Source organism: Cellulomonas timonensis, from assembly GCF_900046455.1.
GTDB classification, from domain to species: domain Bacteria; phylum Actinomycetota; class Actinomycetes; order Actinomycetales; family Cellulomonadaceae; genus Cellulomonas_A; species Cellulomonas_A timonensis.
This window is the reverse complement of the sequence record NZ_FCOT01000010.1, coordinates 193,922-220,679: the sequence shown is the minus strand read 5'-3', so window position 1 is coordinate 220,679 and position 26,758 is coordinate 193,922. Positions and strand designations below refer to the sequence as shown.

The 26,758-nt window shown below is 72.5% G+C and carries 24 protein-coding genes; 10 read left to right on the top strand and 14 right to left on the bottom strand.

Going from position 1 to position 26,758, the window contains the following annotated elements:
- Positions 1 to 18 precede the first annotated feature (18 nt).
- From BN3788_RS04670 to BN3788_RS04635, 8 genes are all read right to left on the bottom strand, one after another.
- The gene (locus BN3788_RS04670; protein WP_082812617.1) at positions 19 to 771 is read right to left on the bottom strand and encodes a TIGR03089 family protein; all 753 of its coding nucleotides are present in this window, start codon (positions 769 to 771) and stop codon (positions 19 to 21) included.
- A 10-nt stretch (positions 772 to 781) separates the two neighbouring features.
- Entirely contained in the window at positions 782 to 2,041 is a 1,260-nt protein-coding gene (locus BN3788_RS04665) for a hypothetical protein (protein ID WP_066582649.1), read from the bottom strand.
- A gap of 245 nt (positions 2,042 to 2,286) precedes the next feature.
- Positions 2,287 to 3,564 carry a hypothetical protein gene (locus BN3788_RS04660; protein ID WP_147525053.1) on the bottom strand — a complete coding sequence of 426 codons (1,278 nt, stop codon included), beginning with the start codon at positions 3,562 to 3,564 and terminating at the stop codon, positions 2,287 to 2,289.
- Positions 3,565 to 3,824: 260 nt separating this feature from the next.
- On the bottom strand, positions 3,825 to 5,171 hold the full coding sequence (locus tag BN3788_RS04655; RefSeq protein ID WP_066582647.1) for a hypothetical protein: 1,347 nt from the start codon (positions 5,169 to 5,171) through the stop codon (positions 3,825 to 3,827).
- A gap of 192 nt (positions 5,172 to 5,363) precedes the next feature.
- On the bottom strand, positions 5,364 to 6,035 hold the full coding sequence (locus tag BN3788_RS04650; RefSeq protein WP_066582646.1) for a class I SAM-dependent methyltransferase: 672 nt from the start codon (positions 6,033 to 6,035) through the stop codon (positions 5,364 to 5,366).
- Complete coding sequence (locus BN3788_RS04645) at positions 6,032 to 6,895, bottom strand: ChbG/HpnK family deacetylase (RefSeq protein WP_066582645.1); 864 nt, start codon at positions 6,893 to 6,895, stop codon at positions 6,032 to 6,034. The genes BN3788_RS04650 and BN3788_RS04645 overlap by 4 nt, the downstream gene beginning before the upstream one ends.
- Positions 6,892 to 7,683, bottom strand: coding sequence for a glycosyltransferase family 2 protein (locus BN3788_RS04640; RefSeq protein WP_066582644.1), 792 nt, complete (start codon positions 7,681 to 7,683; stop codon positions 6,892 to 6,894). The genes BN3788_RS04645 and BN3788_RS04640 overlap by 4 nt, the downstream gene beginning before the upstream one ends.
- Positions 7,680 to 8,894 carry a hypothetical protein gene (locus BN3788_RS04635; RefSeq protein WP_147525052.1) on the bottom strand — a complete coding sequence of 405 codons (1,215 nt, stop codon included), beginning with the start codon at positions 8,892 to 8,894 and terminating at the stop codon, positions 7,680 to 7,682. The genes BN3788_RS04640 and BN3788_RS04635 overlap by 4 nt, the downstream gene beginning before the upstream one ends.
- Positions 8,895 to 9,032: 138 nt before the next feature.
- On the opposite strand from BN3788_RS04635, the gene BN3788_RS04630 reads away from it, so the two are divergent.
- The 4 genes from BN3788_RS04630 to BN3788_RS04615 all read left to right on the top strand — a co-directional run bounded on the left by BN3788_RS04630 (position 9,033) and on the right by BN3788_RS04615 (position 15,524).
- Positions 9,033 to 9,950 (top strand): hypothetical protein, encoded by a 918-nt coding sequence (locus tag BN3788_RS04630; RefSeq protein ID WP_066582642.1) that lies wholly within the window; start codon positions 9,033 to 9,035, stop codon positions 9,948 to 9,950.
- Positions 9,951 to 10,141: 191 nt separating this feature from the next.
- The gene (locus BN3788_RS20035; RefSeq protein ID WP_289563714.1) at positions 10,142 to 10,477 is read left to right on the top strand and encodes a WhiB family transcriptional regulator; all 336 of its coding nucleotides are present in this window, start codon (positions 10,142 to 10,144) and stop codon (positions 10,475 to 10,477) included.
- A gap of 44 nt (positions 10,478 to 10,521) precedes the next feature.
- Complete coding sequence (locus tag BN3788_RS04620; protein WP_066582641.1) at positions 10,522 to 13,971, top strand: glycosyltransferase; 3,450 nt, start codon at positions 10,522 to 10,524, stop codon at positions 13,969 to 13,971.
- Positions 13,968 to 15,524, top strand: coding sequence for a DUF5719 family protein (locus tag BN3788_RS04615; protein ID WP_066582640.1), 1,557 nt, complete (start codon positions 13,968 to 13,970; stop codon positions 15,522 to 15,524). The genes BN3788_RS04620 and BN3788_RS04615 overlap by 4 nt, the downstream gene beginning before the upstream one ends.
- 23 nt (positions 15,525 to 15,547) lie before the next feature.
- On the opposite strand, the gene BN3788_RS04610 is transcribed toward BN3788_RS04615, so the two are convergent.
- Positions 15,548 to 16,405, bottom strand: coding sequence for a glycosyltransferase family 2 protein (locus BN3788_RS04610; RefSeq protein WP_066582639.1), 858 nt, complete (start codon positions 16,403 to 16,405; stop codon positions 15,548 to 15,550).
- Between the two features lie 12 nt (positions 16,406 to 16,417).
- Positions 16,418 to 16,873: a metallopeptidase family protein gene (locus BN3788_RS04605; RefSeq protein ID WP_315969736.1), complete on the bottom strand. Its 456-nt coding sequence runs from the start codon at positions 16,871 to 16,873 to the stop codon at positions 16,418 to 16,420.
- Between the two features lie 74 nt (positions 16,874 to 16,947).
- Here BN3788_RS04605 and BN3788_RS04600 point away from each other — a divergent pair, with 74 nt between their 5' ends.
- Both BN3788_RS04600 and BN3788_RS04595 read left to right on the top strand, forming a co-directional pair.
- Positions 16,948 to 17,343: a DUF3499 domain-containing protein gene (locus BN3788_RS04600; protein ID WP_066582638.1), complete on the top strand. Its 396-nt coding sequence runs from the start codon at positions 16,948 to 16,950 to the stop codon at positions 17,341 to 17,343.
- Between the two features lie 6 nt (positions 17,344 to 17,349).
- A complete protein-coding gene (locus BN3788_RS04595; RefSeq protein ID WP_066582637.1) occupies positions 17,350 to 17,655 on the top strand; it encodes a hypothetical protein in 306 nt (101 codons plus the stop codon).
- 37 nt (positions 17,656 to 17,692) lie between these two features.
- On the opposite strand, the gene galE is transcribed toward BN3788_RS04595, so the two are convergent.
- On the bottom strand, positions 17,693 to 18,688 hold the full coding sequence (gene galE / locus BN3788_RS04590; RefSeq protein ID WP_066582636.1) for a UDP-glucose 4-epimerase GalE: 996 nt from the start codon (positions 18,686 to 18,688) through the stop codon (positions 17,693 to 17,695).
- A 76-nt stretch (positions 18,689 to 18,764) separates the two neighbouring features.
- Between galE and BN3788_RS04585 the strand changes: the two genes are divergently transcribed.
- From BN3788_RS04585 to BN3788_RS04575, 3 genes are all read left to right on the top strand, one after another.
- A complete protein-coding gene (locus BN3788_RS04585) occupies positions 18,765 to 20,264 on the top strand; it encodes a phosphomannomutase/phosphoglucomutase (protein WP_066582635.1) in 1,500 nt (499 codons plus the stop codon).
- A gap of 1 nt (position 20,265) precedes the next feature.
- Positions 20,266 to 20,472 carry a Trm112 family protein gene (locus tag BN3788_RS04580; RefSeq protein WP_066582634.1) on the top strand — a complete coding sequence of 69 codons (207 nt, stop codon included), beginning with the start codon at positions 20,266 to 20,268 and terminating at the stop codon, positions 20,470 to 20,472.
- A gap of 144 nt (positions 20,473 to 20,616) precedes the next feature.
- Positions 20,617 to 21,552, top strand: a complete 936-nt coding sequence (locus BN3788_RS04575; protein ID WP_066582633.1) for a cation diffusion facilitator family transporter — start codon at positions 20,617 to 20,619, stop codon at positions 21,550 to 21,552.
- A 76-nt stretch (positions 21,553 to 21,628) separates the two neighbouring features.
- On the opposite strand, the gene BN3788_RS04570 is transcribed toward BN3788_RS04575, so the two are convergent.
- The 3 genes from BN3788_RS04570 to BN3788_RS04560 all read right to left on the bottom strand — a co-directional run bounded on the left by BN3788_RS04570 (position 21,629) and on the right by BN3788_RS04560 (position 24,745).
- Positions 21,629 to 22,546 (bottom strand): glycine betaine ABC transporter substrate-binding protein, encoded by a 918-nt coding sequence (locus BN3788_RS04570; RefSeq protein WP_066582632.1) that lies wholly within the window; start codon positions 22,544 to 22,546, stop codon positions 21,629 to 21,631.
- A gap of 61 nt (positions 22,547 to 22,607) precedes the next feature.
- Positions 22,608 to 23,492 (bottom strand): ABC transporter permease, encoded by an 885-nt coding sequence (locus tag BN3788_RS04565; protein WP_066582631.1) that lies wholly within the window; start codon positions 23,490 to 23,492, stop codon positions 22,608 to 22,610.
- Complete coding sequence (locus tag BN3788_RS04560; protein ID WP_082812570.1) at positions 23,489 to 24,745, bottom strand: quaternary amine ABC transporter ATP-binding protein; 1,257 nt, start codon at positions 24,743 to 24,745, stop codon at positions 23,489 to 23,491. Before BN3788_RS04560 ends, BN3788_RS04565 begins: the two co-directional genes overlap by 4 nt.
- 531 nt (positions 24,746 to 25,276) lie before the next feature.
- On the opposite strand from BN3788_RS04560, the gene ahcY reads away from it, so the two are divergent.
- Positions 25,277 to 26,740, top strand: a complete 1,464-nt coding sequence (gene ahcY, locus BN3788_RS04555) for an adenosylhomocysteinase (RefSeq protein WP_066582630.1) — start codon at positions 25,277 to 25,279, stop codon at positions 26,738 to 26,740.
- The last annotated feature ends 18 nt before the right edge of the window (positions 26,741 to 26,758 follow it).

Below are 26,758 nucleotides of genomic sequence, written 5' to 3'. Positions count from 1 at the left end.
CAGGAAGCATGTCCAGGTCTACGCGATGGCGGTGACACGCTCGTCGGTGATGAGCCGTTCCAAGCGTTGGGGCTGCTCGACGTAGTCCCGTGCGAGGCTGGCGTCGAGTCCGACAACTGACCCGCCAGACGCGAGCACCCTGAGGCTCTCGCGGACGAATTCGCCGGTGCCGGCGAGGCGATCACCGTCAGGCCTGATGAGCACGCGCTGACCGGGCCCATCGAGGGAGGGCTCGTTCATTTCGGAGCCGAGCTCTGCGTGGGTGAGAGGGGTGCCTGCCACCACGAGCGCCGTCGCATGCGGATCCACGGGAGAGACCCATCCCAGCATGTCGCCGTAGGTCATCACTGCCGACGCGGCGTCGATCGCCCCGACGGGCAGTGCTCCGTCGAACCGCCGAGCGAGGGCGGGGAGCGCGACCGCCACGACCGGGGCGGACTCGTCGAGATGGCGCGCGGGCCGGTCGGTGACGATGACGTCCAGGTGCTCCGGGGTCGAGGGCTCCTGGGCCAGGACGATGCATGCGCCCGCGCGCCACACCGCGAGTGCCCAGACCACGGTGCGCCAGTGCGGAGGGAGGTCCAGGAGCACCCGAGTGCCGGCCTCCACGTCGAACTCCTCCACCAGCAGGTTGACTGTCTTGTTGACCCAGTTCTCCAAGACGGCCCCCGACAGCTCGACCCGCTCGCCGCCGTCGCCGTACCAGGTGAGCCGTGGTCGGCCGGGCTCGGTGGTGACGAGGCGGAGGATGTCGGCGATGTGAGGGCTCACGTGCCCCACCCTAGGGTGCCTCAGCTGGCGCGCTGCCTTCCAGCACGTCGCACGGCACCCGCGACGTCCAGCCGTGGGGCGTGATGGGCACGTCCACGTAGGCGGCCGAGTCGTCCTCCAGGCACTGCTCTCGGCCGCGCGTGCTCTCCGGCGGCCAGGTCGGGCCTGCCGACCGCACGGTGACGGGCACGAAGCTGGTCACCACGACCAGCGCGAGCGGGACGGCGAGGGCGGCGGTGATGGCGCGCGACAGGGGACGCCAACGCAGGACGGTACAGGCGAGGACGATGCCCGCCATCAGGTACATGGACGGCACCACGGCGTATCGCAGGACCGGCAGCTCGCGCACCGACTCTGCGTCTGGACGGCTCCAGTCTGCCTCTGGCCGGCTGAAGTACAAGGCGGCGCACCACACGACACCCGACGCCAGTGGGAAGACGACTGCCGCCAGTCGTTGGACTCGGTCTCCTCTGCGGAGCACCAAGACGAAGGCCGCGACCGAGGGAATGAGGCACATCGCTGCCGCGCCCCATCCGAGGACCCGCACAGACCAGGTGATCGTGTGCGCCGACCCCCACCACGGTGTCATGACGGCATTGACGAGGAAACCCGCGATGAAGTCCCCCACTGGGGGGAGCGGTGGCGTCCGCTCCGGTCGGTCCGCCGCGCCAAGTAGCTGGAACGTCACGCCGAACAGCAGCGCGACACGCACCGCCCACCCCGATCGTTCACGCCACCTCCAGAGGGCAAGGGGCAAGAAGAACGCAGTCTGGATCTCCGTGAGGGAGCATGCCAGCGCGACTGCTCCGAAGCCGATCGAGGCGAGCCGCGATGCTGGACGGTGGAAGAGCAACCACGGCATCAGCCACAGCGCGAACCAGTGGAGGTTGGCGAGGTTGCCCAGCACCTCGAGCGCGACCGAGGGAACGAGCACCGTGATGGACGCGAATCCCAGGCGGATCCATCGGCTGCCCGTCAGGGTCGACGCGCACACGTAGACGAGGCCGGCTGTGCAGCCCACGAGGACGCAACTGACGGCGGACACCGCAAGCGCATACCCCGCAGGCGGCACGGTCAGCACGACGGCCTCGGCGACCAAGCGCGGCACGAGGTGCACGTAGCCGTCATATGTGCGGAGCAATGTCGACCATGCCGGAGAGAAGAAGACATCCCAGAGGAACACCCTGCCGTCTTCCGCCCAGATCGTCTCGCGGGCGGTCTCCGGGACGCGCAGCCATGCGATGGCGGAGCACACGAGCGTCACAGCCACAGCGATGAGCGAGTCTCCCGACGGCCGCGGACGTCGATCTCGGGCCGACGACGGGCTGTCGACTCGCGAGTTGGCGGGAGCCGCCGGAGCGCCGCTGTGGGATTCGTCCATCGGCGGCTCCGTTCCCTCCCCGCGCGAGCGTGCGCCGGGAGGCGGGCATGCTCCCTGCTTCTCAAACTACGACGTTGCCGAGGTGTGTGCCGCTCGGTGGGCTCCCGCGCAGAGAGATGCAGCCGACCTTGCTGTCACGCCCCACCATGAGAGTCCGCAGAGATCAAGCTCGTTGCGTCCCGAGGGATCGATTCATCGAGGCTCAGTGGCTCTGCGTGCTCTGCGCCAGACCATTTGCGCGGCAGCGTGAGACAGAGCAAGGCTCCGAGAGCGACCGGGAGCGCGGCCGCCGAGAGATCGTTGATGATCCGAGTGACGACAACCTCGATCGGCTCGACGCGCAACCCGTAGAACGCGAGCCACGACGCACCATCCGGTCCCGCCGAGGCGAACGGGCGCCAGATCGCGATGGTCCCGATCACCCACAACCCCCAGGGCAGCACGAGGTCCGGCGTCCGGAGCACGAGCGCGATGGCGACGATCATGAGAATGATCCCGGAGGGCATGAGGATGCGGTCGGTGTCCCCACCGGCGAAAGCCGAGCCCGCGGCGTTCCCCAGCGCGACGACGCACACCCACAGCAGCGGGCGCTCGCGCCACACAGCGCGCGGCCGCAGCAGCGGCGCCAGGGCTGTGAACCCGATGCCGGCGACCACCATGAAGAGGAAGCGCGCGAGATGTGACGGGCTGGAGACGCTCTCCTGGATCCAGTGCAGCACGACCGTCTGAAGTGGGCCCGCCGCGTAGTCGGTGGGCTGGCCAAAGGCGAACATCATCGCGGCGATGCCGATCGCCGAGCTCCCGACCGCCCAGCGCCAGGTGCGCAAGCCCAGAACCACCGCGATCCAGGCCGCCGCGATCGCGACGAGGGACCAGTGCTCCCTGGTGAGGCTCATGCAGATGAGGGCCACTGCGCCCCCGAGATCCGCAAGGCGAGTGCGCCGAAGCGCGGCGGCACACCAAGCCAGCGCGAGTGCGGCTGACGCGGCGTCGGTGAGCACGGGGTACGTGAGGTACAGGTGGAATGTCCAGGGGTTCAGCAGCACCATGCTCGCGGTCGCGAGCATCGCGAATCCTCGGAGTGGCGCGCGTCTGCCGATGAGCGTGTGAAGCAGCCATAGGGCTGACGCGATCAAGCCGGCCAAGGCGAAAGCGTTGAGGATCTGAAACGCCGTGACCGGCGAGCCCACGGGAATGAGCCCCGCCAGCCAGGGCAGCAGAACTCGCCGGCTGTAGGGCTCCATGACCACGTCGCCGCGCGTCATCGCGCAGTAGATCACCCCATCCCACCCGCATCCGTCTCCGACAGTGACCGTCCGCGCGCGGATCAGATGCCAGATCGCAGCACAGAGGCTCAACGTGGCGAGTGCGATCGATACACACCTGAATATACGGTTTGCGTAGTTCGGCACAGGCCAGAGGGTACGGTCGATCAGGCCCTGGGCATAGGTGCTCCATGAGTGGGTCGTGGGGGCGTGATGGGCCGTAAGGGCGGCGCGACGACTCGATGGGCCCCGCTCAAGCTGACGGCTTCCAGGCGCGCGATTGAGCGATGCGGAGCAGTGTTGGCGAACTCCCGGCCAACTCAGACGCCAGTCGCGCCGCAATCTGCCTCAGGTGGATGCGCGCAGCGACGGCCGCGCGCGGAGCGACGGCGCATGGACCTCTGCGCTCACCCGAGAAGCCCGCAGATCTCGGCATCAACTCCACCCGGGTCCGCAGGGTTGGACAGTCCGATGTAGCCGAGGGTGAGCGTGATCGCCAGAGTGGCGCACGTCACGCCGATCCACCGCCGCTGGCTCGAAGTGAGCGTCCGCAGGGGATTGTCGGATAGCAGGGCGCATCCCAGGGCTCCAAGGACTGCGAGCGGCAGCGCGAACCGGGCTTCTGTGGCTGATCCGACGATGGCTACGACGGCGCCAATGAGAATCGCCAAGAATCCCAGCGCCTCGACCTGTCGCCCGTCAGTCCAATCGGATCGGCGTCGGAAGGTGCGGGCCAGCACGGAGATTCCCACAACCGTCATGGTGGTGATGAGGATGGCGTGGATGGCATCAAGTCCAGGCGAGTCCGCGCCGTAAGGGGTGTTAGCCGGCCAGTGCAACGCCGCAGCGATCTTCTCGAGTGAGAAGACTAGGGAGTCGGGCAGGTTGCTGAGAAGGGTGCGCGCAAGGCCCGCAGTCGACGTGGGGACGTCGTCGGCGACCCGCGCTGCCATGTCTGGTGAGCAGTAGAACTGCTGCGGCACGTCCGAGCCGTGCACGGTGTCGTATCGGATCGTGTACGAGCCCAAACCTGCTTGGAGAGTCGCAAGATAGTCCGATAGAAGCGGCGAGGCAGATCGATGCCCGAACTGGCCAATATTGAGGATGACTTGTGGCGCGAGGGCGAGGGCGAAGCCAAGCGGCATCCCGATCGCCGCCATTTTATGGGAGATGAGGGTGATGAGGACGATCAGGGCCACCACGACCACGTAGGCGGGCCGGAGGTTCACCACGATCCCGCCCAGAACCCCTGCGAGCACCAGGGTCGAGGGTCGTTGAGACCGAATTAGCGCCACGATGGCGAAGCAGCCGATGGCCGCATAAATGTCGACAAGGGATGAACTGGCAAACCCGGATGTCACTACCCAGAGGAGGCCTGCCGCGATCCAACGGGCGCGTGGAGACCACGGTGCGAGGCGAGATGCCAAGGTGGGGAGCAGGTGGGCGGCGAACCAAGAGAGCACCAATGTGTTCTGCAGCAAGACCGCGAATGTCGCCCATGGCGCGCCCATCAGGCGTGTGAGCGCGGCAGCCGGTGCGTACACGATCGACGTCCAGACGCCACGGAGCTCCCAGTAGTTCTCAAGGGCCTCGGGGCTGGTTCCGACGATGTGCTGCGCGCCGAGCCAGTAGTGATAAGCATCGAAAAGGAGCGGCTGCGTTCCTCGCATCAAAGTCGCCAATGCAAAGATGATGGCGATTTGAACCGATGTGCGACGAAATATCGCCAATGCCTGTTCCAGTGGGCGGTGCATGGGGAAATCAAACCACTGTTCTGGGCGCCTAATAAATCAAGCAAATTCGAGGCGTGTCGAAGCGGTGTTTCCTGCGAATCACATGCTATCGCGGCGGCAAAATGAGTCACTGGCGCCTCGCGTCGCCGATCGCCTATGGTCGGCGGGTGGGCCTATCAACACGCGGAAGAGGGAATTCTCCCAGGTTCGCGCTTAGGCGCCCCGCCGAGCCACCACCAGATGGTGCGGATGCACCCGCCCGTGGTCCAGCCGCCGCTGCGAGACCTTGAGCCCGAGCCCGGCCAGCCATCCCGCCATCGTCTCCGGCGCCACGAAGTCGAAGGACGACCCCTCGGTGATGCGCAGCACCTTGACGGAGATCGTCTCCTGCCAGGTGTTCCAGCGCACCTTCCAGCGGGGCTCGACGCCCATCTCCTTGACGAGCACCATCCCGTGGGGGGCGAGCTGGCCCACTGCCTCGGTGAGCAGGCGCTGCTGCTCGGAGGCGGGGAGCAGGTACAGCACGTCGACGAAGACGACGGCGTCCCAGGGGCCGGGCGGCACGGCCCCGGACTCGGCGACGCGTAGGTCGAGGCTGTCGACGTCATGGGCGGCGGCGTGGCCCTGGGCGATCTTGGCGGTGTCGATGTCGACGCCGACGACGTCGCGGCCGGGGGCGTCGAGTGCGGCGTAGGCGCTGAACAGCCCGTGCCCGCAGCCGATCTCCAGGATCCGGCCTGTGCGGGGGAGCGTGGCGACGATCGAGGCGAAGGGCGCGCTCCACCAGCGCACGGTCACGTGGGCGCGGACGGCGGCGGGGGATCGGCGGTAGAGGCCGAGGGCGGCGCGTCCGGCACTGTCGGGTCGGCGTGCGGTCAGGCTCATCGTCGTCCTTGTCCGTTGTGGGGGGTCGCGCCGACCAGGTCGGCGAATCCGCCGAGGTGGAAGCCCGCGGCCTCCATCGCGTCGCGGGTCGACGGGTCGATCAGCGCGGCGAGCTCGTCGCCCCAGCGGTAGCCCCAGTCGAAGCGCCCCAGGTCGGGGTCGTCGGGCTCGGAGGGATGGGCGTTGATCTCGGCGCTGTGCGCGGCGCCGTCTCGCAACGCGGCGAGCGCGCCGGCGAGGCGCGAGGCGTCGAGCGCGCCGGCCTCGTCGAGGCCTGCGTAGTCCGCGGGCAGGTGCAGGCCCCGTCGCCCTAGTCGTCGCGCGGTGTGCCGGCTCAGCGTCTGGACGCCGAGCCCGATCGGTCCTCGCGCGCGGCTCCGGGGCAGTCGCACCGCCCCGATGCCATGGGCGCGGGCGAGGTCCGCCACGACGTCCCCGACGGCGGGCCACAGGTGCGTGTGCTGGTGGGTGTCGAGGTGCGTCACGGGCACGCCGACGCCGACGACGCGCTCGAGCTGCGCGCCGAGCTCACGGCGCACGTCGTCGGGGTCGAGGCGTCCCGTGAGCCCGCGGGCGACGACGGCGCGGTAGCTCAGCGGGAAGGCGCCATGCCGGTCCACGAGCGTGGGGATCTCCCGCGGCGCCAGCAGCGGCGGGGCCTCGCCGACGAGGGCGAGGTGGGCGCCCAGCTCGAGCGTGGGGGTGGCGCGCAGCATCGTGGCGGCGTCGTCGAATGCCCGGCCGACGGCGAGCAGCGAGGTGGCGGTGACGACGCCGTCGAGGTGGGCGCGCCGCACAGCCCGGTTCACCCCGACGGTGAGCCCGAGGTCGTCGGCGGTGACGATGAGCAGGCGGCTCACATGGCCCCGGCAGGGGTCGATGGGGCGGGGGCGCGGTACGGCTCGACCCGCTTGAGGTCGGAGCGCAGCCGGAACATCTCCCCGAGCATGGTGCGGATCACGGACCAGGAGGACAGCGTGGACACCCCGCGGGTGCGGGGGAAGTAGTCGACGCCGATCTGCAGGATCTGGAAGCCGGAGCGCTGCGCGCGGATGACCAACTCGGCGTCGATGAACGACCCCTCGCTCACGAGGTCGACGTGGTCGAGCACGGTGCGGCGGCACAGCTTGAACGCGAAGTTGATGTCGCGCAGGCGCGTGCCGAACATCGCCTGGATGAGGCCGTTGTAGAAGAACGAGTACACGGCCCGGCGTGGGCCCTCCCCGGTCCGGTCGAGCCGGTACGCGCTGACGATGTCCGCCTCGTAGGTGCGCAGCACGCGCAGCGCCCGGACCAGCTCGAGCATCTCGAACGGCAGGTCGGCGTCGGTGTAGAGCACCACGTCGCCGGTCGCGGCCGCGAAGCCGCTCTTGATCGAGCCGCCGAGCTTGCGGTTGTGGGGGTGGTGCACGACGCGCACGTGGGGGTCGGCCTCGACCAGCGCGTCGGCGAGTTGCGGGGTGGCGTCGGTGGACGCGTCGTCGACGACGATGATCTCGTAGTCCGCGATCTGCCCCGAGTCCACGAGCTGCTCGCAGATCTCGACGGCGGCGCCGACGGCGCGGTGGATGTACAGCTCCTCGTTCCACATCGGGAAGAAGATCGAGAGCTTCTTGAAGGTCTCCGGGGCGGGAAGCGCAGAGGTCATGACACAGCCACCGATCGTCCGAACAGGGAGGTGAGCAGCACGAGCAGCACCGCGCTGACGAGCAGCACCGCGGGGCGCAGCCAACGGCGTGGCGAGCTGGTGAGGAAGTCGCCTGCCGCGGCGATGGCGGGGAACGCGACGAGGACGTACCGCCCGGTGCCCATGAAGTCCTTGGTGCCGAGGATCGGGATGAGCAGCACCACGAAGGTGTAGGCGAGGTAGCCCCAGCCGAATCGCCGCCAGACGCGGCGCAGCAGGAGCACTGCCAGCAGGCAGGCGACGGCCTGCAGCGTCAGCAGTGCGGCGACGTCGTACGGGCCCTTGACGAGGGTGCCCGCGTAGACGACCTTGAACCACGTCTTGGGGCCGACGCCCTGGTTCCAGCCGGGCGCGGACTCGACCTCGACGAAGGCCAGCGGATTGCCGAACTCGATCCACAGGTAGGCGCACCACGCGGCGAGCCCGGCGCCGGAGAGCAGCACCCCCGCATGGCGCCAGCGCACGTCCCGCACGGCGCGGACGAGCTCGCGCCAGCCGCGCGGCCCGGCGTCGACGTCGCCCGAGGCCTTCGCCCGGTCCTGGGCGAGCAGCTCCACTGTCCGGACCACGAGCCCCACCGCCACGGCGACACCCACGGGCCGTCCGGCGGTGGCGAGCGCGCCGACGAGCCCTGCCGCCCAGTACCAGCGGCGCTCGAGGAGCAGGAACGCTCCCACGGCGCAGAGCAGGAAGAGCGAGTCGGCGTACATCGCGCCGTAGAGGAAGAACGCGTACGGGTACAGCATGAGCACGGCGATCGCGGTGAGCGCCGCGGGGCGGGGGAGCCGGGCCCACGCCCATCGGCCGAACAGCAGGACGGCCGCCCCGCCCGCCAGGACGGCGAGCAGCGACCCGGCGACCTGCACGTCGCCTGTCACGTTCGCGAGCGCGCGGACCCCCATCGGGTAGACCGGGAAGAACGCGATCGACGACTGCTGGCCGGGGACGTACTGGTACCCGGCGGTGGCGATGTGGTGGTACCAGCCGGCGTCGTACTGGAACCAGCCATCGAGCCAGGACGGCCCCTGCAGGATGCTCCCGTCGCCAGGGGGACGATGCCGCTCCGACCAGGCCACCACTGCGGTGAGCGCCGCGGAGACGGCGAGGAACACGGCGAGCACCAGGGCCCATGGGTAGGGCTGTCGTGGCGCCGCCACGGCAGCCGTCGGCACGGCTACGGTGCTCTGGTCCGTTCTGTGCACTACGCCCCCTGTGTGCCGCGCTGAGGTGCGGCGGTCGCACAGGAGCATAGAGACAACGTGCCCATGCCGGGTGTGACCTCGACCACGAAGCCCTCCGAAGGGGGAGATGTGCTGCCTGCTCTTCTCGGCGTCGCCGCCGCCGCGCTGTGCTCGGGGACCGCGACGGTTCTCCAGGCGTTGGCCGTCCGCCGCCTGCCGGTGCAGGAGAGGCTCGAGGCCGGCCTGGTGCTGCGGCTCGCGCGCAGCCGCACGTACCTCGGGGCCCTGGCCCTGGTGGCGGCCGGGTTCGCCGTCTCGTTCTGGGCGCTGCGCTCGTTGCCGCTCTTCCTGGTGCAGGCGGGGCGGGCGTCGAGCCTGGCGGTGGCGGCGGTGCTGGCCGTCGTCATGCTGGGCGCCCGCCTGCGGAGACGCGAGATCGGGGCTGTCGTGGCGCTGGGCGCCGGGCTCGTGGTGCTGGCGGCCTCGGTGGCCCCCCAGACGGCGCGGGTGGACGTGGGCGCCACGCGCGTGGTGCTGATCGGGGGTGTCGCGGTGGTGCTGGGCGGGGCCGTGCTCGCGGTGCGCATGCGGCCGCCGGCGCGGGCTGGCGTGGTGCTGGCGGTGCTCGCGGGGGTCGGGTACGCGCTTCTGGCGGTGGGGGCACGAACCCTCCACAGCTTCTCCCCGATGGCTCTCGTCGCCGATCCGGTGGCATGGGCGATGGTGGTCGCGGGCGCCTCGGGGCTCGTCCTCGGGGCCCTCGCCCTGCAGCGGGCGCCGGTGGTCGCTGTGACGGCGGTGATGGTGGGTGTGGAGACGTGCCTGGCCTCCGGATTGGGCATGGCGCTGGCCGGGGACAGGCCCTCGCCGGGCGCTGGCGCTGGCACTGTGGCGGCGTTCGCGCTGGTCCTGGCGGGGGCGCTGGCGGTCGCGCGGTTCGGCACGCCCGACCAGGTCACGGCGGCGCCCCTGCACGACAATCGGCACGACACGGACGCGCGACACGCGGGGGGATCTTCTTTTCACCCGACAAACCGCCCGGACTAGCACAGTTCCGCTTGACGATTTCGAACGACACGCGTGTAATTTCTTAGAACCGTTTCACGCAACGTCCAGGTTCTGCGCAGGGTCAGGGCGCGGCTGGAGCGGGGATGCGGCCTTGTGCCGAACGCCGCCGGGCATCGTCGCCCGACCGGCCGCACGATCCACACGAGCACCATCGAGCACGGAGGAACCCCATGTGGAATCTGCTCGACGCCGACGGCTCCTTCCCCTCCGACGCGGGTCGCTCGACAGTGGCCACCCAGGAGCCCTCGAACGTCCTCAATCTCTTCGGCACGCCCGCCGACGACGGGCTCATGGGCTGGCAGGAGCGCGCCCTGTGCGCGCAGACCGACCCTGAGGCGTTCTTCCCGGAGAAGGGCGGATCGACCAGGGAGGCCAAGAAGGTCTGCACCGGCTGCGACGTCCGCTCTGAGTGCCTGGAGTACGCGCTCGAGAACGACGAGCGGTTCGGCATCTGGGGCGGCCTGTCCGAGCGGGAGCGGCGCAAGCTCAAGCGCCGCGTCGTCTGATCAACTTTTCCCGACTGGCCCGACAAGGGCCATGATGTCGCGAGATGACTGACTCCACGCTGCCCACCGGGCTCCGGCTGGCCGAGGCCCCCACCTCGGCCAGGTCCGCTCTGGCCGTCACCGCCGTCGTGGTCACCCACGGCCCCACCCGGTATCTGGCGCCGACGCTGCAGGCCCTTGGCGCCCAGACCCACGTGCCCGGCAAGGTCGTGGTCGTCGACGTCGCGCCCACCGCCGACGAGGACGTCCTCCGGCTGGCCCGCGGCGCCTTCGCCGGCCTGCCGGGCGACATGGCGCCCGAGATCGTCGCGGCGCCCGTGCCCGGGGCGCGCACCTTCGGCGCGGCCGTGCGCGGCGCCCTCGCCACCCTGGCTCCCCCCAGCATGCTCGCGCCGGCGGCCGACACCGCCGGCTCGTGGCTGTGGCTGCTCCATGACGACAGCGCGCCGGAGCCGGAGGCGCTCGCGGAGCTGCTGCGGGCCGTCGAGCACGCCCCGTCGGTCGGCGTCGCGGGAGTCAAGCAGCGCACCTGGACAGACCCGGCACGCCTGCTCGAGGTCGGGCTGCGCACGTCGCGCTCGGGCCGCCGGATGACGGGCGTCGAGGACGCCGAGGTCGACCAGGGCCAGCATGACGGCCGCGACGACGTGTTGGGCGTCGGGATCGCCGGCGCGCTGGTGCGGTGCGACGTGTGGGACGAGCTCGACGGGCCCGACCCGGCGCTCGGGCCGTTCGGCGACGGCTTCGACCTCTCGCGCCGCGCCCGGCTCGCGGGCCACCGCGTCGTCGTGGTGCCCTCCGCCGTCGTGCGGCACGCCCAGGCGTCGTACCACGGGCTGCGGGGCCTGCCGGGCGCCGGCGCCGAGGTCGACGCCGATGGCGACGGGCTGCCCGACACCGGCGATCCGCGCCGGTCCTTCGCGGGACGTCGGCGCGCGCTCCTGCACCAACGCCTCGTCACGGCGCCGTTGCTGCTCATGCCGCTCGTCGCGCTCATGGCCGTCGCCGCCGGCGCGGTGCGCACGCTCGTGCGGCTCGCGACGAAGGAGCCCCTGCTCGCGGTCACCGAGCTGACCGCGCCCCTGGCAGTCCTGGCGCGGCCCGGCGCCGTGCTGCGGGCCCGTCGCAAGGCGTCCCGCACCCGCCGCGTCTCGCGCCGCACGCTGCGCCCGTTGCAGGCGAGCTGGCGCGAGGTGGGCCGGGAGTGGCGCGACCGCCGCCTGGCCCGCGCGGAGGAGCGCCGCATCGTGCACGCGCCCAGTGAGCTCGAGTTGCGTGAGCTCGCCGCGCTGGCCGCGCGTCGCCGCACGACCCTCGGGGTGCTCGCCGTGCTGCTGGTCGGGGTGTCCGCGCTGGCCGTCGGCCCGGTGGCCGGCGCGGCGTTCAGCGGGTCGGCGCTCGTGGGAGGAGCCCTGGCACCCGCGGCCGCGACCCTCGCCGAGCTGTGGCAGGCCGCCACCTCCGGCTGGATCGCGGGCGGGCTGGGGAACGCGGGCCCGGCCGATGCCCTGCTCACGGTGCTGCTACCCGCCGCCGCGGCCGCAGCAGGCTCGCTCTCGGCGGCGGTCAGTGCGCTGCTGCTCGGGTCGGTGCTGCTCGGCGGGCTCGGCGCGTGGTTCGCGGCCGGCGCCGCGACGCGCTCGGTCGGCATCCGGCTGTGGGCCGCGCTGGTGTGGGCGGCCGCCCCGGCGCTGCTGCTCGGCCTCGGCGAGGGCCGGCTCGGCGCCGTGCTCGCGCACCTCGCACTGCCGTGGGTGGCACTCGGCCTCGCCCGGGCGACGGGCTCGCATCAGGTCGACACCGTGCTCTCGGGCGTGGCGACGGCGCAGCGCCGGACGGCGGAGGACGCGGCGCCCGATGACGCGTCGGAGGAGGAGCCCGCGCCGGAGCGGGTGGACATCCGCCCACGCGCGGCGTCCACCGCCGCGACGGCGGCCGCCGCGCTGGCGTTCGCCGTGATGGCCGCGGGCGCCCCCGTGCTGCTCGTGCCCGGTGTGCTCCTGGTCGTCGCGGTCGCGTTGTGCGCCCTACGTGGCCGGGCCCGGGTGCTGCTCGTGCCCCTGCCCGCACTCGTCGTGCTCGGACCGGTGCTCGCCGAGGCCGCGTCGCGCGGCGTCGAGGGCTTGCGGCTGCTCGTCGCCGACCCGGGCCTGCCGTACCCGTCGACCTCGGCGACGCCGCTCGCCCTGCTGCTCGGCGTCCCGTCGGACGCCTCCGCCCTCGTCCCCGCCCTCGTTCCCGCCGCCGTCGCCGAGTACTGGCCGTGGGCGCTCGGGGCCGTGGTGCTGGTCCTGGCGCTTCTCGGGCTGCTGCGAGGCGCCCCGGTGGCGCGTGCGGTGCGCCTCGCGTGGGCCGCCGCGGCCGCCGGGCTCGCGACGGCAGTGGCCAGCGGGATGGTCGACGTCGCGGTGGCCGACGGGCAGCTCGTGCGCGGCTGGGCCGGCGCGGGCGTCTCGTTCGCCAGCGCGGGGCTCCTCGCCGCCGCCGTGCTCGGCACGCAAGGGCTGCGCGCGCGCATCGGGCGGGCCACGTTCGGATGGCGGCAGCCGAGCGTCGTCCTGGGCGGGGTCCTCGCCGGCGCGGTGGTCGCGGCGAGCCTGGGCGGCTGGGCGTGGCAGGCGCGGACGGACGGGCTCGCGCAGGTCGTCGCGCTGGACCGCCTCGTGGTCCCGGCCGTGGGGCAGCAGGCCCAGTCGGCGCCGCGCGGGTCGCGGGTGCTGATGGTCGAGGTCGCAGCCGACGGCGTCGTCACCTGGCAGCTCGTGCGCGGCGACGGGGTTCTCCTGGTGGACCAATCGGCCACGGTCTGGACCCGCACGGTGCAGGGCGCGCTGCGTGGGGCGCAGGCCGCCCCGATCGAGGAGCCCGAGGCCCTGCTCGATCGCCTGGTGGCGCGGATCGCCGCTGCCACCAGCGGTGACGTGGCGCTCGAGCTCGCCGAGTTCGGGGTGGGCGACGTCCTCGTCCCGCCGTCGCCGACCGGGTCCGACGCCGACGCGCCACAGCCCGGCCCCGACGCGCGGGCCGATCTGGTCGCCCGGCTGGACTCCACCGCCGGCTTGGAGCGGATCACCGAGAACACCGCCGGCACGATCTGGCGGGTCCAGGCGTCGGCGGCGCCCGGCGGCACTGTGCAGGGCACCGTCAGCAGCTGGGCTCGCCTGGCCGAGGGCGACGACCCGGATGCCGACACCGCGCTCGACTCGGACCGTCGCACCGTCGACACGCAGGTCCCGCCGGGGTCGGCCTCGCGACGCGTCGTGCTGGCCGAACGCGCCGATCCCGGGTGGACGGCCACGCTCGACGGGCGACCGCTGGCGGTGGACCAGGCCGACTGGCGGCAGGCGTTCGACCTCGGGCCCGACGGCGGCCGTCTCGTGGTGGGCCACCAGGGGCAGCATCGGGAGCTGTGGCTCGCCGTCCAGGGCTCCGTGGTGCTGGTGACGGTCCTGCTCGCGCTGCCGTTCCGTCGACGAAAGGCAGGACGCCGATGACCGCCCCCCGCTGGGCCGCACGCCTCGCACGTGCCGCATCGGGCCTCGTCGTGGTGGGCACGGTCGGCGCCGTGGTGGGCGCCGCGGGCATAGTCGCCGCGCCCACAACGGAGCCGGTCCCCGCGACGCTCGTCGAGGTGGCGCCCGCACGCACCACCCTGGTGTGCCCGGGACCGTTGCAGCAGCCCGAGGCCACGGGAGTCGGCGGCTTCGACACGACGCCCGTCGCGCCAGTGTTCCGGGTGCGCGGGCTCAGCGTCCCGGGCGCCGCGGGCGACGCCGCGCCCGCCTCGCTGACCCTCCTCGGCGAGGGCAGCGCAGCGGCGGACCTCGCCGGTCAGGCGGCGCGCACCGCCCTCGTCGCCGACGCCACGGCGCCGGTGCTGCTGCAGGGCGACGCGCAGGACGGGAGCCCCGCATGGCTGGCCGGCGCCACCTCGGCGCTCGTCACCGCCGGTGACCTGCGTGGCCTCGCGGCGGCGGGCTGCCAGGCACCGGGCTCGGACCTCTGGCTCGTGGGCGGCAGCACCGAGATCAGCAGCTCCGCGTTCCTGGTCATCGAGAACCCCGGCGCCACCCCGGCGGACGTCGCGGTCGAGCTGTGGGGGCCGGCGGGCCAGATCGACCTCGCCGGCTCCGCCCGCTACCTCGTGGCCCCCGGCGCGCGGCGGGTCGTCGTGCTCTCCGGCGTGGCCGCCGAGCAACGCCGCCTGGTGGCACGCCTCAGCACCACGGGCGGCGCCGTCTCGGCGTACCTGCAGGACTCCCGGCGGCGCGGGTTCACCGCCGCGGGCACCGACCTGGTGGTCCCGGGCGCGGCGCCCGCCACACGCCAGGTCGTCGCCGGTGTCCTGGTCGAGGAGTCCAGCGTCGACGACGCGGACCAGCCCGTGCTGCGCCTCCTCGCCCCTGGCGGAGACGGCGCGACGGCGCGGCTGACACTGCTCGGCGAAGACGGGCCCGTGCCGCTCCCCGGCGCGGACGAGGTCCCGCTGACCGGGGGAGCGGTGACCGACGTCCCGCTCGGCGGGCTGGCGGCAGGGGCCTACACCGTGGTGGTCGACGCCGACGTGCCCCTCGTCGCCGCCGCGATGCTGACGAGGTCCGGCGCCCCCAGCGAGCTCGACCCCACACCGACGCTCGAACGCGCCTGGGCCGCCGCGACGGCCCCGGTGGCCGGTGGGCTCGTCGCGACGCCAGTCGGCGCCGGCTCGACGGTGCTGATCGCCCGCGCGCCGCAGCAGGGCGACCCGGCACAGGCCGGCTCCGGCGAGGTTGTGCTGCGCTACTACGGCCCACGCGGCGAGGTGCTCGGCGAACAGGCGGTGCAGGTCGCGGAGGGCCGCACGGCGCGCATCCCGTTGGCGGAGCACGGCGAGGTCGCGGGCGTCGAGGTGGTCGCCTCCGACGGCGACCCCGTGTGGGCGTTCGCCGTGGTGGCGGAGGTGGTGCAGCCGGACGGCGTGCGGGTCGCGGTGCTGGGGCCCGCGCCCGAGGCTCCGGGCCCGAAGCAGGTCAGCGTCCGGCGGGGCAGCGCGCTGGGGCTGGGCTGACGCTCAGCGGTGTGGGCCGAGGCTCAGCGGGCCGCGCGCAGCTCGAGGTGCTCGCGCGCCTTGAGCCCGATCTGCCCGACAGCGCGCACGGGCCACTGGTACCACCGGTGGTACCGGCGGCGCAGGTACAGCGCGGCGCTCGCGTGGTGGGCCGAGATCATGCGGGCGGGCCGCTCGCGCCAGGAGGTGCCGCCGACGTGCGTCACGCGCGCCGTGGGCACGTAGAGGTTCTCCCAGCCGGCGTGGCCGAGCCGCTCGCCCAGGTCCAGGTCCTCGAAGAACATGAAGTACGAGCTGTCGACCCCGCCGACCTGCTCGAACGCCTCGCGCCGCAGCAGCAGGCAGGCCCCGGACAGCCATCCGGCGGCCCGCTCGGCGCCGGCGAGCTGCTGGCGCTGCTGATAGGCGCGGGTCCACGGGTTCGCCGGCCACACCCGCGCGAAGAGCGCGTGCCCGGCTCCCTGGGTCAGCGACGGGAGCTCGCGCGCCGAGGGGTAGACGGTGCCGTCCGGGTTGAGCAGCGCCGGGCCGAGGGACCCCGCGCGTGGGTGCCGCTCCGCGGCCTCGATCAGCGCGTCGAGCGAGCCGGGGCCCCACACCAGGTCGGAGTTCGCCACCACGAGCCACGGGGCGTCGGCGCCCTGGGCTCCCGCGTTCGCCCCCGAGCCGTAGCCGAGGTTCGCGCCCGGCTTGAGCACCCGGGCGCCATGCGCCTCCGCGACGGAGCGGGTGACCGTGTCATCGGTCCCGTTGTCCACCAGGACCAGCTCGACGGGGAGGCGGCTCGCGCCCTGGAGCGAGACGGCGAAGTCCTCCAGCTCGGCTCCGGGGTTGAAGACGACGCAGACGACACGGACGTGGGCGGGGCCGGCGGTGCTCATGGTCGGATCAGATTAGTGCCCGTCCCGGTACTGCGGGTCCACGTCCTCGGGGGAACGCCCGAGCAGATGGGCGACCTGCTCGACGACGACCTCGCGGACCAAGTCCTCCAGGTCGTCGTCATCCAGCGCGCGGGTCTCCACGGGCCGGCGGTACACGACCACGCGCGCCGGGAGGCCCGCGTCGGCCGGGAAGCAACGGCCCAGCGGGACCCCGCCCCGCTCCCATGGCGCCGGGTTCGAGGGCGGCACGTCCTCGACCGCGAACTCGGTGCCCTCGAGCTGGCGGGACCACCGTCGCTCAAGCCGCTCCACCGCCGTCAGCACCAGGTCGTCGAACCGCTCGGCGCGCGTGCGGGCCGCGGGGACGCCCGCCGGCAGCAGCGGGCCGCGCAGGCCGCGCCCGCGCCGGTCGCGGCGCCGCACCGGGCGGGGGTCGCCTGCGGGCTGGTGCTGGACGGGGGAGCTCACCTGGGCACTGTAGCCCGCGACGGGCGGCGCGGCGTGGGCGCGGTCGGGCTCTCCCGAGCGGTACGGTCTGCCCTGTGAGATCCGTCCGGCAGTGTTCGCGCACGGCGTGCGGCCGTGCTGCCGTCGCCACCCTGACCTACGTGTACGCGGACTCCACGGCGGTGCTCGGCCCCTTGGCCCACAACGCCGAGCCGCACTCCTACGACCTGTGCGTCGAGCACGCGGGCCGGCTCACGGCGCCGCGCGGCTGGGAGGTCGTCCGGCTCACCCCCGAGTTCGTCGAGGCGGGGCCGAGCAAGGACGACCTGCTGGCGCTCGCGGACGCGGTGCGTGAGGCGGGCCGCCCACGGACGGGAACCGTCCCCGCCGTGTCCGAGCCGTCCGCTGGCCTGGCGCCGATCGCGGCGCTCGCGGAGGCGAACGCGCCCCGGCGCGGCCACCTGCGCATCCTGCGCTCGGATGAGGGCTGATCGTCGGTGTCGACCCCGGGACCGGAGAAGCGCGCCCGCGCGCCGCGTAGCCGCGCGGCGGAGCCCTCGCAGCCCTTGGGCTCGCTCAGCCAGTCCGGCTCGCGAGCGGGTTTCCGGGTGGAGAGCTGCGGCGAGTGCGGCGGCCAGGCGCTCACCCGGCTGCGGATGACGCTCGGCGACGGACTCCCGGTCCTGTTCGTCTCCTGCCACGACTGCGAGGGCAAGGCGTGGTTCCGCGCCGATGACGACGGCTCCGAGCTGACCCGTGAGGACGTCATCGCCCGCAGCGGCAAGCGCGACCGCAAGGGCTGACTCCGCGACTGCTGCGCGCGGTCGGACGCCCCGGGGCTCAGCGCGCGGCGACCTCGGCCCGCACTGTGGAGCGCACGATCTCGGCGAGGTCTCGCTCAGCACGCCAGCCCAGGACGTCGACGGCGCGGTCCACCGCCGCGACGACCTGCGGGGGATCGCCGGCGCGGCGGCCGAGCAGCTCGGGGACGACGGGCGCGCCGGTCGCCACCGCGAAGGCGTCCAGCACCTCGAGGACCGACGAGCCCACACCAGTTCCGATGTTCAGCACGTGGTCGGCGCCCGGGCCCGCGTCGTCGTCGACGACTGCGCCGGCCAGGGCCACGTGGTCCAGCGCGGCGATGTGCGCCTGCGCGAGGTCCAGCACGTGCACGTAGTCCCGGATGCAGGTGCCGTCCGGGGTCGGGTGGTCGGATCCGAAGACCAGCGGCGGCAGCCCGGCGCGGATGCGGCCGAGCACAAGCGGCACGAGGTTCAGCGCGGCCGGGTCGTGCAGATCGTCCCAGCCGGCGCCCGCCACGTTGAAGTAGCGCAGTGACAGGCAGCGCATGCCCCAGGCCCGCGCGGCGTCCCGCACCAGCCACTCGCCCGCGAGCTTCGTCTCGCCGTAAGGGTTCATCGGCGCCGTGGGGGAGGCCTCCGTGACGAGCGCGGAGGACGGGGCGCCGTAGACGGCGGCCGAGGACGAGAAGACCAGCGATGGCACGTCGGCCCGCTCCATAGCCTCCAGCACGTGGGCCAGCCCGCCGACGTTCTGCCGGTAGTACCAGGTCGGGCGCGTGAGGGACTCGTCGACGCGTTTGCGCGCCGCGAGGTGGATGACCGCGCGGGCGCCCACCTCGCGGAACAGCGCCGCGAGCCTGTCCACGGTGCTGTCCGCCGCGAGGTCGGCCACCTCGAGCCGTGCGTCGCCGACACGGTCCGCGCGCCCGTTGCTCAGGTCGTCGACCACCACCACGTCGTCGCCGCGAGCGGCCAGCAGCCGAATGATGTGCGCGCCGATGTAGCCGGCCCCTCCGGTGACGATCACCGTCATGTGGTCCCCCTGCTCATGTGCCCTGGCGAGCATCCTGGATGCCGGTGCCGGGCGCGTCTGCCGGTAGGGTGACGCTGTGTCATTCACCACTGGTCAGACGCCCGATACGTCCGCTGCGCACACCTTTCCGGACCTGTCCGGCCTGATCAAGGCCTATGACGTCCGCGGTGTCGTGCCCGCCGAGCTCAACCCCGAGGTCGCCCGGGCGATCGGCGCGGCGTTCGCCGACGTCGTGGTCGTGCCGGAGACGCCGGCGGGCCAGCGCCCGCGCGCGGTGATCGGCAACGACATGCGTCCCTCGGGCCCCGAGCTGGTCGCGGCGTTCGCCGACGGCCTGGCCGGGCGCGGCGTCGACGTGACGCTGATCGGCCTGGCGTCCACCGACGGCCTCTACTTCGCCTCCGGCTCGCTCGACATCCCCGGCGCGATGTTCACCGCGAGCCACAACCCCGCGCAGTACAACGGGATCAAGTTGTGCCGCGCAGGGGCCCGCCCGGTCGGCCAGGACTCGGGGCTCGCCCAGGTGCGCGAGCTCGCGTCGCGGTACCTCGCGCTCGGCGTGGAGCCCGTCGACGGCGTGGAGCCCGGCACGATCGACCAGCAGGACCTGCTGCCCGAGTACGCCGCGTTCCTGCGCTCGCTGGTCGACCTGTCCGGCATCCGCCCGCTCAAGGTCGTCGTCGACGCGGGCAACGGGATGGGCGGTTTCACGGCGCCGGCCGTGCTCGGCACAGGCGCCGGGCTGCCCGAGCTGCCGCTCGAGATCGTCCCGCTGTACTTCGAGCTCGACGGCACGTTCCCCAACCACGAGGCCAACCCGCTCGAGCCGGAGAACCTGCGCGACCTGCAGGCCGCTGTGGTCGAGCACGGCGCGGACATCGGGCTCGCCTTCGACGGCGACGCGGACCGCTGCTTCGTGATCGACGAGAACGGCGACCCGGTCAGCCCGTCCGCGATCACGGCGCTCGTGGGGCTGCGCGAGGTGGCCCGCGAGCAGGCCGCCGGGCGGCCCACGCCCACGGTGATCCACAACCTCATCACGTCCCAGGTGGTGCCCGACCTGGTCGGCGCCACCGGCGCGACGGTGGTGCGGACCCGCGTCGGCCACTCGTTCATCAAGGCCGAGATGGCCAAGCATGAGGCCGTGTTCGGCGGCGAGCACAGCGCCCACTACTACTTCCGCGACTTCTTCTTCGCGGACACCGGCATGCTCGCCGCGCTGCACGTCCTCGCGGCGCTCGGCGGCCAGGAGCACCCGCTCTCCGCCCTGGCGGAGATCTACCAGCCCTACTCGGCGAGCGGGGAGATCAACTCCCGGGTCGCCGACGTCCCCGCCGCGCGCGCCCGCGTCGTGCAGGCGTACGTCACCGAGCAGGGCGCGGGCCCCGTCACCGTCGACGAGCTCGACGGCCTGACGATCTCGCACTGGGACGCCACCCCCCAGTGGTGGTTCAACCTCCGCGCCTCGAACACCGAGCCGCTGCTGCGGCTCAACGTCGAGGCCGCCGACGAGGACATCATGATCAAGGTGCGCGACGACGTGCTCGCGCTCGTGCGCCAGGCCGAGGAGGACTGACATGTCGGAAGAGAACACCGCTGCGGGGATTGAGCCGTGGCTGCGCGAGATCCTGCGCTGCCCGGTGACCGGGGCGACGCTCGTCGACGCCGTGGGCCCCGACGGGCAGCCCGAGCTGCACTCCACGGACGCCGAGAACCCGCTGGCGTACCCGGTGCGGGACGGCATCCCGGTGCTGCTCGCCGACGAGGCGCGCTCGCTGCGCTGACCGCGCCATCCGCTGACCGCGCGGGGCGCCACCCCGTGTCGGTGCGGTTGTCCGCTGTGACCTAGTATTCCGCTGGCCGTCTTCACGGCGGCCAGCGTGAGCGTGCCGGACGGCCGCTGCGCCTGGTGCGACCAGGAGGAACACATGGCCCACGGTGGCGGCACGAAGGCGATTGTCGCGGCGCTCGTCGCCAACCTCGGCATCGCGGTGACGAAGTTCATCGCGTACCTGCTCACCGCGTCGAGCTCGATGCTCGCGGAGTCGGTGCACTCGCTCGCCGACTCCGGCAACCAGGCGCTGCTGCTGGTGGGGGGCCGGCGGGCGCGCCGCGCGGCGGATGCGCGCCACCCGTTCGGCTACGGGCGCGAGCGGTACGTGTACGCGTTCATCGTCTCGATCGTGCTGTTCACGCTCGGCGGCGTGTTCGCCCTGTACGAGGCGTGGCACAAGTGGGAGGACCCGCACCCGATCGACTCGTGGCAGTGGGTGCCCATCGCGGTGCTGCTCGCGGCCATCGTGATGGAGAGCTTCTCGTTCCGCACCGCCATCCATGAGGCGAACCCGTTGCGCGGCTCGCAGACGTGGACGCAGTTCATCCGCCGCGCCAAGGCCCCCGAGCTGCCCGTGGTGCTGCTGGAGGACTTCGGCGCCCTGGTGGGCCTGGTGCTGGCCCTCGGCGGTGTGTCGATGACGCTCGTCACCGACGACGGGCGCTGGGACGCGGCCGGCACGGCGTGCATCGGCGTACTGCTCGTGATCATCGCCGTGGTGCTCGCGCTGGAGACCAAGTCGCTGCTGCTGGGCGAGTCGGCCACGGAGCAGGATGTCGACGCGATCGAGGCCGCGCTGGTCGGCGAGGGCGTCCGCTCGCTCATCCACCTGCGCACGCTGCACCTGGGGCCGGAGGAGCTGCTGGTCGCCGCGAAGATCGAGATCGCGCCCACGGCGACGGCAGCCGAGATCGCAGCGGCCATCGACGCCGCCGAGCAGCGCGTGCGGGCAGCGGTGCCCATCGCGACGGCCATCTACCTGGAGCCCGACCTGCGTCGCAGGGCGGCGGAGTCCGAGGTCGCGGGCTGACCCGCTGGCGCATGACGGCCGACGGGCCCGAGACCGCTGTGCTGCGGTCCCGGGCCCGTCGTGTCGTGTCGGGGCGTCACGCCTGGGCGGCGGCCTTGAGGTCGTCGACGAAGGTCGGGTTCGCGTCGAGCCACTCGCGCACCGCGATCTGCGGGTCGGCGCCGTCGCCCTCGTAGATGAGGTTCTCAAGCGAGAACAGCTGCTCGTCGGTCAGGCGGAAGGCCTGGATCCACGACGAGAGCGTCGGGTAGTCGGCGGTGAAGTCGGTGCGGCCCATGGAGTGGATCTCCTCGGCCTCGCCCAGCGCGCCCTCGGGGTCCTCGAGGTCGCGGATCGGGTAGGCGTCGTAGGCCCAGTGCGGGCGCCACAGGGTCGCCGCGATGGGCTCGCCCGAGTCGGTGGAGCCCTTGAGCTCGGCGAGCATCGCGGGCGTGGAGGAGATGAGCAGGTCCATGCCCTCGAGCCCATAGGCCGGGATGACCGCGTTCTGGACGATGCGGGTCAGCCCGGCGCCGGCCTCGATGCCGACGATCCGGTTGTCGAACTCGCCGGACGCGTCAGCGAGCTCGCTGAGCGACGTGATGGGCGAGTCCTCGTTGACGACGACCGTGAGCTTGGCGTTGTCGTACCAGGCGCCCAGGTCTTCTAGGTCGTCGCCGTACTCATCGAGGTAGTCCGCATGCGTCTCCGGCAGCCACATGTCGAAGTTGACGTCGAAGTCGCCGCCGGACATGCCCGTGTAGACGATCCCGGGGTCGGCCTCCTCGCTGGTGACGGTGTAGCCCTCGTCCTCGAGGATCGCGGCGAACAGGTGGGAGACGGCGATGCCCTCGTCCCAGCCCGAGTGGATGCCGATCGAGACGGTGGACAGGTCGCCGTTCTCGAGGCGCTCGTCGGCTGCGGCGTCAGTGGACGTCGAGCAGGCCGTGAGGCCGAGGGCCAGCGTGGCGACTGCGGCGATGGTGGTGAGGTGGCGTGACGTGCGGTGGGTCATGTTTCCTTCCTGGTGGCGCGCGGCGAGGAGCCGCGCGCCGGGGTGGGCTGTCGGGCGAGTCTCAGGCGTCGGTGGTGCGCAGGGCGCGCGCGACGGGGGACCGGTCGGCGAGGGCGGCGGTGACCCGGTCGAGGAAGACGGCGAGGATCACGACGGAGACGCCGGCCTCGAAGCCGAGGGACATGTTGACGCGCTGCAGCGCCGTGACGACGTCGCGGCCCAGCCCCGCGGCGCCGACCATGCCGGAGATGACGACCATCGACAGGGACAGCATGATCACCTGGTTGACGCCGGCCATGATGGTGGGCATCGCGAGCGGGAGCTGGATCTGGCGCAGGATGCGCCGCTCGCCGGAGCCGAACGCGTGGCCGGCCTCGACGACCTCGCGGTCCACCTGCCGGATGCCGAGCTCGGTGAAGCGGACCCCCGGCGCCATCGCGAAGATGACGGTGGCGACGATGCCCGGCACCACGCCCACCCGGAAGATCACCACTGTGGGGATCAGGTAGACGAATGCGGGCATGGTCTGCATGAGGTCGAGCACGGGCCGCACGAACTGGGAGACCCGGTCGTTGCGGGCGCACCAGATGCCGAGCGGGATCGCGAGCACCAGGGCGACGACGCTCGCGAGGATCACCAGGGCGAGGGTGTTCATCGCGTTCGACCACTGGTCGACGGCGGCGATGAGCGCGAAGCCGACGAGCGAGCCGACCGCGAGCCGCCAGCCCTTGACGAGCAGCGCGATCGCGGCGAGGAGGAGCGCGACCAGCCAGAACGGAGGCCCGCCGAGCAGCGTGTCGAGTGAGCCGTAGCACCACTCGAGCACGGCGCGGATCTGGTCGAAGAGCCCGCGGAACGTGCTGGTGACCCAGTCGACGCCGTCGGCCACCCAGTCCCCGAGGGGCAGGCGCGGCAGGCCGGTGGTGGTGGTGGATGTGGTGGTCATGCGGGCACCGCCGTGGCCTCGTCGGAAGATGTGGGGGTGTCAGCGACCGCGGGCGTGCCCTGGGCCGGCGTCTGCTCGGGAGGCACCATGGCCTCGAGCAGCGTCACCCGGGGGACGACGCCGACGAGCCGCCCGGCCGCGTCGGTGACGGGGATGGGGAGTGCGGACTCGGCGGCGGGCGCGAACAGCTCGCCGAGCGGGGTCTCGGGCGAGACGGGCGCCACGTCGGTGCGGACTAGGTCGACGAGGGTGTCGGCGCCGTTCCGGAGCGCGATGACGACGTCAGCGTCGTGGACCATGCCGCGCAGCGCGCGGGAGCGGTCGAGCACGTAGGCGGCGGACACCTGCTGCTCGCGCATGGTGCGCAGGGCGAGGCGCGGGCCGCCGCTGAGTGGCACGACGGCCCGTGCGGGCTGCATCACGGACGCTGCGGTGAGGACGCGGGTGCGGTCGACGTCGGCGACGAACTGGGCGACGTAGTCGTTCGCCGGGTCGGAGAGGATCTCCTCGCTGGTGCCGACCTGCACGATGCGGCCGTCGCGCATGACGGCGATCCGGTCGCCCAGGTACATCGCCTCGTTGAGGTCGTGGGTGATGAACACGATGGTCTTGCCGAGGGTCTGCTGGAGCTCGAGGAGCTGGTCCTGCATCTCGCGGCGGATCAGCGGGTCGAGCGCGGAGAACGCCTCGTCCATGAGCAGCACGTCGGTGTCGGCGGCCAGGGCGCGGGCGAGGCCGACGCGCTGGCGCATGCCGCCGGAGAGCTGGGACGGCAGGTGGTCGGCCCAGCGCTCGAGCCCGACGAGCTCGAGGGCCTCCCCGGCGCGCCGGCGCCGCTCGGCCTTGTCCACGCCCCGGATCTCCAGCGGGTAGGCCGTGTTGTCGAGGACGGAGCGGTGCGGCAGGAGCGCGAAGTGCTGGAACACCATGCTGACGCGGCGCTGGCGTATCTCCCGCAGCTCCTTGGACCGCACTGTCGACAGGTCGTGGTCGCCGAGCAGGACACGCCCGGAGGTGGGGCGCCCGAGCCCGTTGAGCATGCGGATCAGCGTGGACTTCCCGGATCCCGACAGGCCCATCACCACGAACGTCTCCCCGCTGGCGACCTCGAAGCTCGCGTCGATCACGGCGGCGGTGCCGTGCATGGCGACCTCGTCACGGGTGGCGCCCTCGCGCAGCCGGCGCACGGCTTCGCCGGGGCGTCGGCCGAACACCTTGTAGACGTTCTCGGCGCGTACTGCCGTCATGGTCATCCCATCATCCGTTCACGCTCACCCGGGCCACGCCCCGCAGGGGGCGCCGCCAGCGAGGCGCTGGCGCGCTGGCGGTGGGCCGGGTGGGCCTCGGTCGACGACGGCGCGCACGGGTGTGCGGCGAGTGCTCGAGGAAGGCCATCGCCCCTCTGTCGAGGCCCGGAAAACGGGGCCTCGGCGGGTTGAGGGGGCGGCATCCGAACGGGACCGTCGTCAATCTGTCCTCAGCACCATGCCTCGACTGGCGGGGTGAAAGCGAACTGGCTCGGGGCCTGATGTCCGATATTCCGAGCGCGAGTCATGCGAGAAGCGGCCTCTGACCTGCGACTTTACCTAATCTTGGATCGTTACATTTTCGTGACCTTGACGGAGGCGGCTTGGCGGCCGCGCGTCCCGGAGTCGGCCCATGCCGGGTGACGCACGTCACGCCCGCGCCCCACGCGATCGACAGGAGCGCTCGCGCCGCAGGCCCGCCTCGGCGAGCATGGCGGTGCACGGAGGCGAGTGGTCTGCCGACCCAGAGGGGCGCCGATGTCCGACTTCGACGAGGCCGTCGACCAGTACAAGATCCGCGACCTGTCACTGGCCGCGCCGGGCCGCCGCCAGATCCGGCTCGCCGAGCACGAGATGCCCGGCCTCATGGCGTTGCGCGCCGAGCTCGGCGCCCGTCAGCCGCTCGCCGGAGCCCGCATCGTCGGATCCCTCCACATGACGGTGCAGACGGCAGTGCTCATCGAGACGCTCACCGCGCTGGGCGCCCAGGTCCGCTGGGCGTCGTGCAACATCTTCTCGACGCAGGACGAGGCCGCCGCGGCCGTCGCCGTCGGGCCGCACGGCACGCCAGAGCGCCCGGCCGGCGTGCCGGTGTTCGCGTGGAAGGGCGAGACGCTCGAGGACTACTGGTGGTGCGCCGAGCAGATCTTCCAGTGGCCCACCAGCGGTCCGAACCTGATCCTCGACGACGGCGGAGACGCCACCCTCCTGGTCCATCGGGGCGTCGAGGCCGAGGCCGCGGGCGCGGCGCCGCCCGGACCGGCGCCGGGGGAGCCGGGCCACTCGGTGGAGGCCGACGTGCTCCGCGAGGTGCTGGGCAGGTCGCTGGCCGCCGACCCCAGGCGCTGGACCCGGATCGCGGCGGGCATCCGGGGCGTCACCGAGGAGACCACCACCGGCGTGCGCCGCCTCGACCAGCTCGCCGACGCCGGGCTGCTGCTGTTCCCCGCGATCGACGTGAACGACTCCGTCACCAAGTCGAAGTTCGACAACCGCTACGGCATCCGCCACTCGCTGCCGGACGGCCTCAACCGGGCCACCGACATGCTGATCGGCGGCAAGGTCGCGCTGGTCGCGGGCTACGGCGACGTCGGCAAGGGCGCCGCGGAAGGGCTGCGCGGCCAAGGGGCCCGGGTCGTCGTCTCCGAGATCGACCCCATCTGCGCGCTCCAAGCCGTCATGGACGGCATCCAGGTGGTGCGGGTCGAGGACGTGGTGGGCGAGGCCGACTTCTTCCTCACGACCACCGGCGACCGCGACGTCATCACTCCTGCCCACATGGCGGCGATGAAGGACAAGGCCGTCGTCGGCAACATCGGCCACTTTGACGACGAGATCGACATGGCGGGACTGGCGGCGTGGCCGGGGATCCAACGCACGGAGGTCAAGCCCCAGGTGCACGAGTGGGCGTTCCCCGACGGGCACTCGGTGCTGGTCCTCTCCGAGGGGCGCCTGCTCAACCTCGGCAACGCGACAGGCCACCCGAGCTTCGTGATGAGCACGTCCTTCGCGAACCAGGTCATCGCGCAGGTCGAGCTGTTCACGCGCCCCGACGCGTTCCCGCTCGGGGTGCACCGCCTACCGAAGCCGCTCGACGAGAAGGTCGCGCGGCTGCACCTCGACGCCCTCGGGGTGCGCCTCACCGAGCTCACGAAGGAGCAGGCCGAGTACTTGGGGGTCGACGTCGCCGGGCCGTACAAGCCCGACCACTACCGGTACTAGCCCGGAAGCCGGGAACCG

Excerpts from the sequence above, each read along its gene's own strand:
- BN3788_RS04655 (WP_066582647.1), bottom strand. The coding sequence starts at position 5,171 with ATGCACCGCCCACTGGAACAGGCATTGGCGATATTTCGTCGCACATCG.
- BN3788_RS04650 (WP_066582646.1), bottom strand. The coding sequence starts at position 6,035 with ATGAGCCTGACCGCACGCCGACCCGACAGTGCCGGACGCGCCGCCCTC.
- BN3788_RS04640 (WP_066582644.1), bottom strand. The coding sequence starts at position 7,683 with ATGACCTCTGCGCTTCCCGCCCCGGAGACCTTCAAGAAGCTCTCGATC.
- BN3788_RS20035 (WP_289563714.1), top strand. The coding sequence starts at position 10,142 with ATGTGGAATCTGCTCGACGCCGACGGCTCCTTCCCCTCCGACGCGGGT.
- BN3788_RS04620 (WP_066582641.1), top strand. The coding sequence starts at position 10,522 with ATGACTGACTCCACGCTGCCCACCGGGCTCCGGCTGGCCGAGGCCCCC.
- BN3788_RS04615 (WP_066582640.1), top strand. The coding sequence starts at position 13,968 with ATGACCGCCCCCCGCTGGGCCGCACGCCTCGCACGTGCCGCATCGGGC.
- BN3788_RS04610 (WP_066582639.1), bottom strand. The coding sequence starts at position 16,405 with ATGAGCACCGCCGGCCCCGCCCACGTCCGTGTCGTCTGCGTCGTCTTC.
- galE (WP_066582636.1), bottom strand. The coding sequence starts at position 18,688 with ATGACGGTGATCGTCACCGGAGGGGCCGGCTACATCGGCGCGCACATC.
- BN3788_RS04580 (WP_066582634.1), top strand. The coding sequence starts at position 20,266 with ATGTCGGAAGAGAACACCGCTGCGGGGATTGAGCCGTGGCTGCGCGAG.
- BN3788_RS04575 (WP_066582633.1), top strand. The coding sequence starts at position 20,617 with ATGGCCCACGGTGGCGGCACGAAGGCGATTGTCGCGGCGCTCGTCGCC.
- BN3788_RS04570 (WP_066582632.1), bottom strand. The coding sequence starts at position 22,546 with ATGACCCACCGCACGTCACGCCACCTCACCACCATCGCCGCAGTCGCC.
- BN3788_RS04565 (WP_066582631.1), bottom strand. The coding sequence starts at position 23,492 with ATGACCACCACATCCACCACCACCACCGGCCTGCCGCGCCTGCCCCTC.
- BN3788_RS04560 (WP_082812570.1), bottom strand. The coding sequence starts at position 24,745 with ATGACCATGACGGCAGTACGCGCCGAGAACGTCTACAAGGTGTTCGGC.
- ahcY (WP_066582630.1), top strand. The coding sequence starts at position 25,277 with ATGTCCGACTTCGACGAGGCCGTCGACCAGTACAAGATCCGCGACCTG.